The organism is Yoonia sp. SS1-5 (assembly GCF_038443705.2).
Lineage (GTDB): Bacteria > Pseudomonadota > Alphaproteobacteria > Rhodobacterales > Rhodobacteraceae > Yoonia > Yoonia rhodophyticola.
Map to the genome: position 1 here is coordinate 3,312,522 of NZ_CP151767.2, position 13,122 is coordinate 3,325,643.

The following is a 13,122-nucleotide window of genomic DNA, read 5'->3' on the forward strand; positions in this document are numbered from 1 at the left end:
TTGCGTTGGTCCGCGCACCATGCCCGGCATTTGCGCGCTGGTCTTGAATGATTGCGACAGGGTCCTGACCCTAGCGCAGCTTTGGTGGCGTGTTGGGGTCTGTACCCGGCGCGGTGGGGGCTTGCGGTGTGACGGGTTCAGGCAGGTCAAATCGCAAACCGACCTTGGCAAGGTGGGCGGCCATCGGATCACTTGCGCGCACAAAGAGCACGTCCATGACACCGGCCTCGATCCCCGAGAATGTCAGCGCTTCGCCGGCTGCGGATGCAAGCGCATCTTCGGCACCAGGTGCGGCATCGACAAAGGCCAGTATATGCCCCTGCGCCCCATTGTCGTAAGTCGCCGCCGCCAGATAGGCAAAGCGGGCGCGCCCTGCTGCAATCGCCAGTTTGCGGTCCAACCCGGTTACAACAGCCTCAGGCAGGCCCGCAGGCGGGCTGATCTCGGTCAGTCGTGCTTCGGCAGCTTCTGGTCCATGCGATAGTGTTTGCATCAGCCAATCAACCGCCTCGGCCGGGATCAGCATGGCCGATGGCGCAACTTCAAGGTTCAGCGCAAGGCCGACCCCTTGCCCGGTCAGCATCTTGACCAGATCGCGACCGGGCACACCTGCATAAGGGGCGGCGCGCCCGACGAATTGCGCCAGCCGTGCCTCGCGGTCAAAAATCAAGGCAAAACGCTGATCTTCAATCTCGAATAATTCGGGGGTGACCTGATCGCCGGCGGCTTCTTCGCCCAGCAGCATGAACAGTTCGGTATCGGCCAGACGTTCGTAAAACCGCAAACGGGCCACGTCGTCATCAGGTGCAGCATCCATCGCCGCATGCGCAAGATCAAGATCAGTCATGTCACCCGACCTAGGCCGCCAAATCAGGAAAGACAAGTTCGGGGCCACATGTTACGCCATGTGGATGGAAGACCCGGATTTGATCAATGAAATCAATGGTTGCAGATTGTGCGCGGACAGGTTTGCGCAAACGGCCACACAGCACCGTCCGCGCCCTGTCCCATGGTTCGGGCAGGACCCGGCCATTCTGGTCGCAGGCCAGGCCCCCGGCATGCGGGTGCATGTCGAGGGCAAGCCATTCTGGGATCGGTCGGGCGACCGGCTACGCGACTGGATGGGGATTGACCGGGCGACTTTCTATGACCGGGCGGTGGTCTCTGTTCTGCCGACAGCTTTCTGCTTTCCGGGCTATGACGCAAAAGGTGCGGATCTGCCCCCACCCGCAATCTGTTGGGAGACATGGCACGCCAGAGCGCTTGATCATATCGGCACGCCAGGATTGCGGTTGCTGATCGGGGCCTATGCGATCCGCCGGCATCTAGGCCTGCGCGGGTCGCTGTCTGACATTGTCGGGCATTGGCGGGACCACGCGCCGGGGACCTTCGTTCTACCGCATCCTTCATGGCGCAACACCGGTTGGCTACGAAAGCACTCCTGGTTTGAGACCGACCTGCTTCCGGCCTTGCAAAAGGCGGTTCAGGATGCGCTTGAGGTCGCAAAACAGCGCTGAATCGCGCGCCTGCTTCACGCAATAACAGTTTTGTCGCTGTATTCATGCCGTATTTTCGGGATAATATCCGAAAAAACAGGCGATTGTGATCGGGTATTAACCTATTATCGTCATGACAGGCATGGGCCCGCGTGGGTCATATCGGGACGAAAGATGTTAGAATTTGCCGATGTCAGCAAGTCGTTCTGGACTGGAACGCAACGCAAGGTGATCCTTGACCGGGTGTCCTTCCGGGTGGAGCTTGGGCATTCGCTGGGTATTCTGGCGCCAAATGGCACCGGCAAGACGACCTTGATCCGGATGATGGCCGGGCTGGAAAAGCCTGATGAGGGCACGATCACCCGCACCAGCAAAATCTCGTTTCCGCTGGGTTTCATGGGTGGGGTGGTGCCCAAGCTGACGGCGATGGAAAATGCCCGCTACATCGCCCGGCTCTATGATCTGGACCCCGATTATGTCGAGGCGTTCTGCCGCTGGCTATGTGGGTTGGAAGAGTATTTTGACCAACCGGTCGGGGTTTATTCGACAGGTATGGCGCAGCGCTTTACCTTTGCGTTGATGCTGGCGCTGGATTTTGACATCTACCTGATCGACGAAGGCATGCCCAACGCGACAGATGCCGAATTCAATCGCAAGGCGGGCAAGATATTACGCGACCGTTTGGAAAAAACCACGATTATCATCGTGTCACATCAGGCATCGACGCTGGAAAGATTTGCGCGGTCTGCGGCGGTACTGCGTCACGGCAAGCTGCATATGTTTGACACCTTGGAAGAGGCGAAAGTTCTATATGACTACGAAACCCAAGGTTAAGAAGTTCCGGATCAGACGGGGCAACGCCACGCCTGCCGCGCCGCCGGTGGACGATGTGGATGACGTTGAAGAAGGCGCCACGCCGCTGGAACGCGAGCTTGCCGAAATCGCCGAAGAGGGCCTGACCGGGCGGCAATTGCGCATGGCCCGCCGGGTCGCGCAGAAACATGGTCTGAACGTCATCAATGACTTCGACGCCGTCCGGCAATTGCGGGCGGCAGGTGTTGATCCGTTTCAGCGCAATTCGGTGCTGGAGCTTGTGGCCCCACAGGCCGGATCGAAGGGTGGTACCGACCTGCTGCAAACGGCGGCGGGGGGCGGGCGTGCACTGACCACGCCCAAGATGCCCGACCAGCCGATGAATGAAATTCGCAAGATACAACGCGATATTGCCCGCAGACGGCGGCGCAAGCTTGCGCTTTTGTTCACCCGCCTGTCGTTCTTTGTGTTGCTGCCGACGGTTGTTGTCGGTTGGTATTACTTCAAGATTGCGACGCCCATGTATGCGACCAATTCAGAGATTGTGATCCAGCAGGCCCAATCCCAACAAGCCGCGGGCGGTTTTGCCAATCTTTTCCAAGGCACCTCGATCGCGACCCAGCAGGACAGTATCGCGGTGCAATCCTATCTTGCATCGCGCGAGGCGATGTTGCGTCTGGATCAGGATCATGGCTTTAAGACGCATTTTTCAAATACCGAAATTGATGAAATTCAGCGGCTTCCGGCAGATGCGACAAATGAAACCGCCTTTAAGCTATACGCAGATCATGTCCGTATCAGCTATGACCCGACCGAAGGGATCATCCGGATGGAGGTGATCGCAGCCGACCCGCAAACCAGCGTCCAGTTTTCTGATGCCCTGATCGGTTACGCCGAAGAGCAGGTGGATCAGCTGACCAGCCGTCTGCGGGATGACCAGATGAGTGGCGCGCGCGCCAGCTATGAAGCCGCAGAGGCGCGCAGGGCCGAAGCACTGGCCGCTTGGCTTGCGATCCAGGAGGATGTGCAACAGATCGACCCCGTCAGCGAGACTGCCGCCCGGATGAGCCAGATTGGCGCATTAGAGAGCGAGCGACAGCGGCTGAACCTGGTCCTGCAATCGCGCCTGAATGTGGCCCGCCCCAGCGAGGTGCAGGTGCAAACCCTGCGGGATCAGATTGCGAATATCGACGACCTGATCGACGATCTGCGCCGGGAAATGACCGGCACGGAAAGTGCCAGCGCATCGCTTGCGGCCCGGAACACTGAATTGCGGACGGCCGAGGAAAATTACAGCTTTCAGACGGTGTTGGTACAGCAGGCCCTGACCCAGATGGAAACGGCACGGATTGAAGCAAACCGGCAGGTCCGCTATCTGTCGCAAAGTGTCAGTCCGGTTGCGCCGGACGAACCGACCTATCCACGGGCGTTGGAAAACACAATTCTCGCGTTTCTTATCTTTTCAGGGATTTATCTGATGCTTTCACTTACTGCTTCGATCCTGCGTGAACAGGTCAGTTCCTGATGCATGATGTGACGATTGGCGCGCTGACTGTCAGCAATGATCGCCCATTGCTTGTCATTGCGGGGCCTTGCCAGCTGGAAAGCACCGACCACGCCCAGATGATCGCCGGCCAGATGGCAGAACATTGTGCGGCGCATGGGGCGCAGTTCATCTTCAAGGGCAGCTATGACAAGGCCAACAGGACATCCCTTTCCGGCAAGCGCGGTTTGGGCATGGATGAGGGTCTGAAGGTGATGCAGTCGGTAAAGTCCGCCATTGGGTGCCCTGTTCTGACCGACGTTCATACAACGCAACAATGCGCCCCGGTTGCAGCGGTTTGCGATGTGCTGCAGATCCCGGCCTATCTGTGCCGGCAAACCGATCTGCTGCTTGCCGCGGGCGAAACAGGTGCGGCAATCAATATCAAAAAGGGGCAGTTCCTGGCCCCCTGGGACATGACGAATGTTGTGACCAAGGTCGAAAGCACCGGTAACCGGCGCATCCTGCTGACAGAGCGTGGCGCGACATTCGGCTATAATACGATGGTGGCCGATATGCGGTCTTTGCCGATCATGGCGCGCACGGGCTATCCGGTTGTTATGGACGCGACCCATTCCGTGCAACAGCCGGGCGGGCAGGGTGGATCCTCTGGTGGTCAACGCGAATTTGCGCCCGTGATGGCCCGCGCGGCGGTCTCGTTGGGGATTGCGGCGGTTTTCATTGAAACGCACGAGGACCCGGACAATGCGCCATCTGACGGGCCAAATATGATACCTCTGGCTAAAATGGGCGCATTGGTTCAGAATTTGATGGGTTTCGACGCGCTGGCCAAGGACGCGCCATTGCGGGTCTAGAACCAGGACGGCCTGTTCAGAATTTGCGGATTTGAGAATGCGTTTTTTTGTGTCTTTTCTGTTGTTTTGCGTTCTGGCGCTGCCTGCGCACACGCAGGAAGGGGCCGGACCGATCGCGGCCCAAAGCAGCGATCAGGATGACGCGAATATCGCCACACGGATGCGCGAAATCCTTGCAGAGCTTGGCAACTACGAGGACGTGACAGTCACCGTCAGCGAGGGGGTCATCAGGCTGCGCGGGACCACCACGTCGTCAACCGAAGCACAGGCGCTGGACACGCTGGCCAACCGGATCGAAGGGGTCGTCGCTGTCAAGAATGAGGTCACGCAGACAGCCGATATCAGTCAACGCCTTGATCCCGCCTTGGACCGGTTTCGCGCCCGCCTTGATCAGGTCATTGTCTTTTTGCCACTGGCCGCCATCGCGGGGCTGGTCTTTGCATTTGTCGTTTTGCTGGGGTTCACGATCGCGCGGATGCGACAACCTTGGGAGCGTCTTGCCCCAAACGCATTTATTGCGGAAATCTACCGGCAATTGCTGCGGATCGCCTTTGTTGTCATGGGGATCGTCATCGCGCTTGATATTGTAAATGCAACTGCGCTGCTCAGCACGATCCTTGGGGCGGCGGGGATCATCGGCCTGGCATTGGGCTTTGCGGTGCGTGACACGGTCGAGAACTTTATCGCCTCGGTCATGCTGTCCTTTCGCCAACCGTTTCGGCCAAATGACACGGTTGAAATCAATGGCGATCAGGGCAAGGTGATCCGCTTGACAAGCCGGGCGACGATCCTTCTGTCATTTGATGGCAACCATATCCGGATCCCCAATGCCACGGTCTTCAAAAGCCGGATTATTAATTACAGCCAGAACGCCGAACGGCGGTTCATGTTTTCGATCATGATCGAACGCGAGGCTGACTTGCAGGCGACCCGCAACCTTGTGGCTGACACCGTGCAAAGCCTGCCCTTCATACTGGCCGAGCCTGCAGCACAGACCTGGATTGAGGCGCTGCATCCTGCAGGGATCGAACTGGTGGTGACCGGCTGGGTTGATCAGAACGAAACCTCGATCGTGCGCGGCAAGGGGGAGGCTCTGCGTCAGGTCAAATTGGCGATCCAGGCGGCGGGCGTCACCATTCCTGACGCAAGCCAGGCCATCACCCTGACAAGGGATATTCAGGTCGCGCCACCGCACCCGGATGAGAGCACGCAGGTCGAAACCGTCGATGCCACCGAAGATCAGGCGCTGGAGCGTATCGTGACTGCCGAACGTGACATGGACAGCGCCGAAGATCTTCTGCGCGAGGATGGCCCAAAGGAATAGGTATTTTTGTTGAAACGGGGCTTGAACCGGTGTCAGCTTCGCAGTATTCAGCGGCTCGCTGCTGGGATGTAGCCAAGTGGTAAGGCAACTGTTTTTGGTACAGTGTACCGTAGGTTCGAATCCTACCATCCCAGCCAGCAATTTCCCTTTTGTGTCGTCCGGCATGAATTGGAACTCGTCCGGCGAGACATGCAACTTTTGTCGGGTAGGAACGCAACTTTCGCCGAATTTGGCAGATTTTGGGTTAAACTCCTCGCCTAGGTGGCTGGTTGCCTCGTTTCCAAGAACTGCCCCCAATAACTGGAGCGTTCCGGGCCTAGATTCGGCACCCAGGGCGGGAAGCGGACTTTAGCCGCGCTTGCAAAGAGCTTATGTTGGTGGTCGTGGAACCGGACATTCGACTCCTTCCGTGTCCGAAACTTGCCACGGTAAAATAGTTCGTCCGGCCAATATGCCGACTTTAGTGAGGGTGCCGTCGAATGCCTCACTTTGCGAGTTCAAGGGATATCAATATCGAACAGTTTCTCACTTGGTTGCAGGAATCCTTCAACAACCGTGAAATTGCAATTGGCCTTTGGATCATCCTTGGCCTATTGTTTTTTCTGTTCAGGGCAGACCTCCGAAGCAGTCTCTGGACCGTTGCCAGTGCACTGATTGCGCCAAAGCTCCTGTTGTTCTTCGGCATAGTTGCCATCAACGTGGTCGCTCTGTGCTGGCTACTGGCAGAAATTGGATTGTGCTCGAAGCCCCAGATGCCACCCACTTTTCGGTGGTTTGCGATGGGCGGCTGCGTTTTTGCAGCTCGAGCATTGCAATCGAAGAAAGATGACCAGTATTTCCGCAACCTGTTTCGCGGCAGCTTGAGGCTCGGCGGCATCTTTGAGTTTATCGTCGTTGCCTACACTTTCAGCTTCGTAACCGAGTTGGTCTTGGCCCCCGTCCTCTTTTTCTTGGCCGCCACTCTGGCTTTTGCAGACACAAAGCCAGAGTATTCGAAGGCAAACACGCTGCTGGAGTTCGTTTTCGCGGCCATTGCCATCGTTTTGGTCTGGAACTCCGTATCCTCGATTTGGTCACAGCCAGACCAGTTCTTCACAACAGATACGGGGCGCAACTTCGTTCTACCGATCCTGCTCACCGTCGGAAGCATCCCAGTTTTCTACCTGCTGTTTTGCTACTCGCACATTGAACAAGCCCGTATTCAGGTTGATCAAAAGACCTTCCAGTCTGACGACCTGAAGGAGTATGCACGTAAACGCTTCTTTCTAATCTTCCCGTTGCGGCCCTGGCTTCTACGGCGGGCAACACGTCAATTCCACGTGCTTCCTGCAAGAACCAATGAAGATGTGGACCAGATCATCTCCGACATACTCAACTACGAGCAAGATGAAGAAGCTCCGCCAATCGTGGACCCGATGGAGGGCTGGAGCCCTTTTGTAGCCAGAGATTTCCTCAGGGAGAAGGGATTGAGGACAAACGATTACCAGAAGGGCTACGATGAATACTGGGCCAGTTCAGAATATGTCGATCTTGACAGCCACATCCTTCCGAACAAGGCGGTGTTCTACATCGAAGGACAGGAAGGCGTTGTTACCATGCTCAAACTGACGGGGAAGTTCATGGATGACTTCGACAGTAGAGAAGCAATCGAAAAGCTCAGAGTGATCGGCGCATTGCTTTGCGAAAAAGCTGTCGGGCATGGCGATGTCGCAATTGGTTCACTCATTCCACACTCCCAAGTATTTGAGAGCGAAATGGTCGTCGATGGCGCGGCAATAAGGGCTTGGGGTGAAAGATATCCGAGCAACGGGGGCTTCGAAGTGTTTCTTACGCTGTCTCGATGAGCAAGTGGAGTCGAATTCCTCTGGACCTGTCCCGTATTTGTGCCGCAAGCACGGGGTCAGCGATGCGACGTTTTGCAAGTGGCGTTCCAAGTATGGCGGCATGGCATATCGACCTCAACCACCACCGACCACATTCCAGCCTTGCTGGAATTACACCAACGGAATACATTATCGGGTCAAGGGAAGGCCACAACCTGAATAGAGCCAACCTAAATTAGCGGACGCTAAGGAGAGCAGGTCAACTGCGACGACGATCAATGCAGGCACGACGACGTGCGGCGCTTGGACGTTTTCCTTTGCTGCCGCCGCCGGAATTAACTTGTCCAAGCTCAAATCAGACACGGCCTTACGCAATCTCTCGTGTTACCGCTGAAGGCGCTTGAGTTCTTTCAATTGGTCTATGCCCGTATCCAGTTGCGCATTATCAATGTTGACCTGAGACCCATTTCTTGCAAGAGTTTCTCGCCAGGTTTTCCTGCACCTTGAAAAAAGTGGCGCCAAATTACGACAGGTCCTCCTTTGGTCTGCCAAGCATCTCAGGTGAATTTGCGAAAGAGTTTGGTTTGATCAAACATGTCTTCAAGCTCTTCAATGCGGGCCTTTGTCTGCGCCCAGTTGAGTGTCTGAACCGCCGAAATCATTGTTTCAAGCAGCAGCATCGTGGTGGTCGCTGAATCCCACGCGGATGGGACGACGATGCGATTGCTGAGGCAGACCGTCGCCATCTGATGGACAGGCGAGCGCCACTGGTCCGTCATCAGAACAATCTCTGCCCCGCGCTGATGCGCGAATTCTGCCAAACGCAGCGTGTTGTTTTCGTACCGCCGGACATCAAAAATGACAAAAACGTCGCCCTCCGCGGCATTCAGCAGATAGTGCGGCCATGTATTCGAGGTTGATTGCACATGGGTCAAATTTGGCCGGATCACCTGCATATGCAAAAACAGATATTCCGCAAGCGTGTGCGTGATCCGTCCCCCAACGATATACAGATGCCGCTTTTCATCGGCGATCAAGGCGCAGGCGTCATCGAATGCTTGCGGGTCAATCTGGCCCAGCGTCAGCCGGATATTGTCAATGACGGCATCGGTGAACCGGTTCAGGATATGTTCGGACGGGGCCGCCTCTGCCCAGGTGTCGTGTTTGGCAATCGGCGTCTTGACCCGCGCCTTGAGCTCCTCGCGCAAGCCCGCCTGAAATTCCGGATACCCTTTATAGCCAAGCTTTTGCACCATCCGCGCCACGGTCGGCACCGACACCCCTGCAGCTTTGGCCAATGCGGTCAGCGGGCCCAGACCTGAGGCCGGGTAGTTTTCAAGGATCGAGAGGGCCAGCTGGCGCTCTGCACGGGTAAGATCGTCCAGCATTTCGTGGATGCGGTCAGAGATCGTTTGTGCAGCCTCAGCCATCATCGCCTCCCATTTGTTCAAAATATTATCACTCTGATATGTCGTGTGATAAATTTTTCACAATTTTGTTGACAGCTGCGCCATATGGCAAGCAGTTTATTCGGAGGGGGCGCGATGGATCACGGGGACTACGATTCCAGCATTGTCGATATCTCTCGCCCGGCGGGTGGATCGCCGGTGGTTTTGATTTGCGAACATGCCAGCAATTTCATTCCCGCGGAGCTGAAAGATCTTGGGCTAAGTGCCGATGCCAAACGCAGCCATGTTGCCTGGGACCCCGGCGCATTGGGTGTGGCGCAGGCGATGTCAGACGGTCTGGATGCCACGCTGGTTGCCTCACGCGTGTCGCGCCTTGTCTATGATTGCAACCGCCCCCCAGACGCCGCCGACGCCATGCCCGCCCAAAGCGAGGCATTCGCCGTGCCGGGAAATAGGGGCCTGACGGACCGGCAGCGACAAGCCCGGGTGACCAGCTACTATACCCCCTTCCGCACAGCCCTCGAGGCCACGCTGGCACAGCGCATAGCGCCAATTTTGGTGACAATTCATAGCTTTACCCCGATCTATAATGGCCAAAGACGGGACGTCGAAATCGGGATATTGCACGATACGGACAGCCGGCTTGCGGATGTCATGCTTGATGTCGCCGATACTTACGATGTGCAGCGCAACGCGCCCTATGGGCCGCAGGATGGTGTCACACACACATTGCGCCATCATGCGGTGCCCGGCGGGCATCTGAACGTCATGATCGAAATCCGCAACGACCTGATCGCGGATGACACCGCACAGGTTGCAATGGGCAAGACGCTGACATCTTGGCTTTTGCAGGCGCTAGACCGGCTGGAGGTCACCGCATGCAGGGCGTAATGCGCGGATATATTCGGGGTGTCGATGCGGTCAATTACCGGCTGGGCCGGGTGATGATGTACGGCATCTTTGTCCTGATGGGCATCTTGTTGTGGTCGTCGATCAGCAAAACCTTCTTTCTGCCGACGCTCTGGACGCTGGAAATGGCCCAATTCGTGATGGTTGGCTACTACATCCTGGGCGGCCCATATTCATTGCAGTTGGGGTCAAATGTGCGCATGGACCTGCTCTATGGCAGTTGGTCGTTGCGCCGGAAGGCATGGTTTGACGCGATCACCGTGTTGTTCCTGATCTTCTATCTTTGCGTCCTGCTCTACGGGGCGGTCAGTTCGACGGCCTATTCGCTGGGATACTGGAAGGATGCGCCGTTCTCTTACCTGCTGGGTGTTGTGATCGGCACCGAAGAGGTCGGGCGGCTAGAGCAATCATCATCTGCATGGCGCCCGTATATGTGGCCTGTCAAACTGGTGATGATTATCGGCTTCTTTCTGATGATCCTGCAATGTGTGTCGGAATTGTTCAAAGACATCCTGCGTCTCAAAGGTGCTGATATCTGATGCCTTACGAGATGATCGCGACCCTCATGTTTTCGACCATGATGTTGATGCTGCTGACAGGGCAGCGGGTCTTTGGGGCGATTGGCTTTGTCGCCGTGGTTGCGGCCCTGCTGCTCTGGGGGGATCGGGGTGGATACGATATCGGGTTTGCCGCCGCGATGAAGCTGATGAAGTGGTATCCGCTGCTGACCCTGCCGATGTTCATTTTCATGGGCTATGTGTTAAGCGAATCCAAGATTGCGGATGATCTGTACCGGATGTTCCATGTCTGGATGGGCGGGCTACGTGGCGGGCTTGCGATTGGCACAATCGGTCTGATGGTCCTGATTTCTGCAATGAATGGGTTAAGCGTTGCAGGCATGGCCATCGGGGCGACAATCGCACTGCCCGAGCTGCTGAAACGCGGCTACGACAAACGCATGGTGACCGGGGTGATCCAGGCCGGATCATCGCTTGGCATTTTGGTGCCGCCCTCGGTCGTGCTTGTCCTTTACGCGATGATCGCGCGCCAACCCGTGGGGCAGCTATGGCTGGCCGGGATCGTGCCGGGGCTGATGATGGCCGCAATGTTTGTGGCCTATATCGCGATCCGCTGTCGGATGAACCCCGGCCTTGGGCCGGTGTTAAGCGCCCAGGATCGGGACATGCCCCGCGCCGAGAAACTGCGCCTGCTGCGGGCGGGCCTTCTGCCATTGGTTATCTTTGCGGTGATGATGGTGCCATTTGTGAATGGCTGGACGTCACTGGTCGAAAGTTCGGCCATTGGCGCACTGGCCGCGTTCGTCGCTGCGGTTCTCAAGGGCCGAATGACCCGGGAAGTGTTCGAAAATTCGGTGCGAAACACGCTTGGCATCACATGCATGTTCATGTGGATCATCCTCGCCGCACTTGCCTTTGGGGCCGTGTTTGACGGGTTGGGTGCAGTCAAGGCAATAGAAAGCCTGTTTACAGAGCGCTTGAACCTGAGCCCGTGGATGATCCTTATCCTGATGCAGCTCAGCTTTATCCTGATGGGGACCTTTCTTGATGACACGGCGATGCTGGTCATCGTTGCCCCGCTTTATGTCCCACTTGTGGATGCGCTGGGGTTTGATCTGATCTGGTACGGGATCCTCTACACGATCACGACCCAGATCGCCTATATGACGCCGCCCTTTGGCTATAATCTGTTCCTGATGCGGGCCATGGCGCCGCCCGAAATATCGCTGCGTGACATTTACAGCTCCATTACGCCGTTTGTGCTTGTCATGGTATTTGCCCTGACACTGGTGATGGTCTTTCCGGGCCTTGCCACGTGGCTCCCCGATTTCGTCTACGGAAAATGAACCATAAGCCGGGCCAACCGGCATCTTGCAACAAGGAGAAACGAAGATGACGACAAGACGTAAGTTTATCAAAGGGGCGGCACTGACAGCGCCGGCCGCATTGGCCGCGCCAGCCCTGGCGCAAAGCACAATTACATGGCGGATGCAGACCTATGCGGGGGCCGCATTGGCCGCCGAAGTGATCGACCCCGCGATCAAGATGTTCAACGACATCGCCGGCGACCGGATGCAGATAGAGCTGTTCTACGCCGATCAGCTTGTCCCCACGGGCGAGCTTTTTCAGGCCATGCAGCGCGGCACGATTGATGCGGTGCAATCGGATGATGACAGCATGGCGTCACCGACCGAAGTCACTGTTTTCGGGGGGTATTTCCCATTCGGCTCGCGGTATTCGCTTGACGTGCCGGTGCTGTTCAACCGCTACGGCCTGAACGAAATCTGGGCCGAAGAATACGCAGCCGTTGGCGTCAAACATATCAGTGCCGGCGCGTGGGATCCCTGCCATTTTGCCACCAAGGATCCAATCCGCAGTCTTGCGGATCTGGAAGGCAAGCGGGTCTTCACGTTCCCGACAGCGGGTCGGTTCCTCAGCCAGTTTGGCGTCGTCCCGGTCAACCTGCCTTGGGAGGATATCGAGGTCGCGGTCCAGACCGGCGAGCTTGATGGTATCGCCTGGTCAGGCATCACCGAAGACTACACCGTGGGTTGGGCAGACGTGACCAACTATTTCCTGACCAACAACATCTCGGGCGCGTGGATTGGACACTTCTTTGCCAATATGGACCGCTGGAATGAGCTGCCCGAAGACTTGCAGAAGCTGTTCCAAGTCTGCTGCGAACAGTCGCACTACTACCGCCAGCATTGGTATTGGGGTGGGGAGGCCGACTTGCGGGTCAACGGCACCAAGATGGAACTGACAACGATCCCGGATGAGGAATGGGCGCAGGTCGAAAACGCAGCCCAAGAATTCTGGGAAGAGATTGCCGCCGAAAGTGACACCAAGCGGCGCGTCGTGGACATCTTCAAAAAGTACAACGCCGATATGGTGAAGGCTGGACGGCCCTATCGTTACGGCTGATACATTGGCGGGGGCGGCCACGATCCGCCCCCGCCCTGCATGAAAGAG

13 protein-coding genes and 1 tRNA gene are annotated in these 13,122 nt (G+C 56.9%); 12 read left to right on the top strand and 2 right to left on the bottom strand.

Annotation, left to right across the window (positions count from 1 at the left end; genetic code table 11):
* Window positions 1-70: 70 nt before the first annotated feature.
* Window positions 71-847, bottom strand: coding sequence for an SseB family protein (locus AABB31_RS17735; protein WP_342076878.1), 777 nt, complete (start codon window positions 845-847; stop codon window positions 71-73).
* On the opposite strand from AABB31_RS17735, the gene AABB31_RS17740 reads away from it, so the two are divergent.
* The 8 genes from AABB31_RS17740 (at window position 846) to AABB31_RS17775 (ending at window position 8,037) form a co-directional block, all read left to right on the top strand.
* Window positions 846-1,517 carry a uracil-DNA glycosylase family protein gene (locus AABB31_RS17740; RefSeq protein WP_342076877.1) on the top strand — a complete coding sequence of 224 codons (672 nt, stop codon included), beginning with the start codon at window positions 846-848 and terminating at the stop codon, window positions 1,515-1,517. The two genes, AABB31_RS17735 and AABB31_RS17740, sit on opposite strands and share 2 nt — an antisense overlap.
* A gap of 153 nt (window positions 1,518-1,670) precedes the next feature.
* Entirely contained in the window at window positions 1,671-2,330 is a 660-nt protein-coding gene (locus AABB31_RS17745) for an ABC transporter ATP-binding protein (RefSeq protein WP_373635090.1), read from the top strand.
* Window positions 2,308-3,834: a capsule biosynthesis protein gene (locus tag AABB31_RS17750; RefSeq protein ID WP_342076875.1), complete on the top strand. Its 1,527-nt coding sequence runs from the start codon at window positions 2,308-2,310 to the stop codon at window positions 3,832-3,834. The genes AABB31_RS17745 and AABB31_RS17750 overlap by 23 nt, the downstream gene beginning before the upstream one ends.
* Window positions 3,834-4,667 (top strand): 3-deoxy-8-phosphooctulonate synthase, encoded by an 834-nt coding sequence (gene kdsA, locus AABB31_RS17755; protein WP_342076874.1) that lies wholly within the window; start codon window positions 3,834-3,836, stop codon window positions 4,665-4,667. Before AABB31_RS17750 ends, kdsA begins: the two co-directional genes overlap by 1 nt.
* Before the next feature lie 37 nt (window positions 4,668-4,704).
* Window positions 4,705-5,991, top strand: coding sequence for a mechanosensitive ion channel domain-containing protein (locus AABB31_RS17760; protein ID WP_342076873.1), 1,287 nt, complete (start codon window positions 4,705-4,707; stop codon window positions 5,989-5,991).
* Window positions 5,992-6,053: 62 nt separating this feature from the next.
* Window positions 6,054-6,128 (top strand) — tRNA-Gln (locus tag AABB31_RS17765).
* Between the two features lie 342 nt (window positions 6,129-6,470).
* On the top strand, window positions 6,471-7,835 hold the full coding sequence (locus AABB31_RS17770) for a hypothetical protein (protein ID WP_342076872.1): 1,365 nt from the start codon (window positions 6,471-6,473) through the stop codon (window positions 7,833-7,835).
* 4 nt (window positions 7,836-7,839) lie between these two features.
* Complete coding sequence (locus AABB31_RS17775) at window positions 7,840-8,037, top strand: transposase (protein ID WP_373635092.1); 198 nt, start codon at window positions 7,840-7,842, stop codon at window positions 8,035-8,037.
* A 334-nt stretch (window positions 8,038-8,371) separates the two neighbouring features.
* Here the strand turns inward: AABB31_RS17775 and AABB31_RS17780 are convergent, their stop codons facing one another.
* Window positions 8,372-9,244 carry a MurR/RpiR family transcriptional regulator gene (locus AABB31_RS17780; protein ID WP_342078951.1) on the bottom strand — a complete coding sequence of 291 codons (873 nt, stop codon included), beginning with the start codon at window positions 9,242-9,244 and terminating at the stop codon, window positions 8,372-8,374.
* A gap of 84 nt (window positions 9,245-9,328) precedes the next feature.
* On the opposite strand from AABB31_RS17780, the gene AABB31_RS17785 reads away from it, so the two are divergent.
* Genes AABB31_RS17785 through AABB31_RS17800 form a run of 4 tightly spaced genes read left to right on the top strand, consistent with a single transcriptional unit; the run spans window position 9,329 to window position 13,074 of the window.
* Window positions 9,329-10,114 (top strand): N-formylglutamate amidohydrolase, encoded by a 786-nt coding sequence (locus AABB31_RS17785; RefSeq protein WP_373635093.1) that lies wholly within the window; start codon window positions 9,329-9,331, stop codon window positions 10,112-10,114.
* On the top strand, window positions 10,102-10,671 hold the full coding sequence (locus tag AABB31_RS17790; RefSeq protein WP_342076869.1) for a TRAP transporter small permease subunit: 570 nt from the start codon (window positions 10,102-10,104) through the stop codon (window positions 10,669-10,671). Before AABB31_RS17785 ends, AABB31_RS17790 begins: the two co-directional genes overlap by 13 nt.
* Window positions 10,671-11,996: a TRAP transporter large permease subunit gene (locus tag AABB31_RS17795; protein ID WP_342076868.1), complete on the top strand. Its 1,326-nt coding sequence runs from the start codon at window positions 10,671-10,673 to the stop codon at window positions 11,994-11,996. The genes AABB31_RS17790 and AABB31_RS17795 overlap by 1 nt, the downstream gene beginning before the upstream one ends.
* Window positions 11,997-12,042: 46 nt before the next feature.
* On the top strand, window positions 12,043-13,074 hold the full coding sequence (locus AABB31_RS17800; RefSeq protein WP_342076867.1) for a TRAP transporter substrate-binding protein: 1,032 nt from the start codon (window positions 12,043-12,045) through the stop codon (window positions 13,072-13,074).
* The last annotated feature ends 48 nt before the right edge of the window (window positions 13,075-13,122 follow it).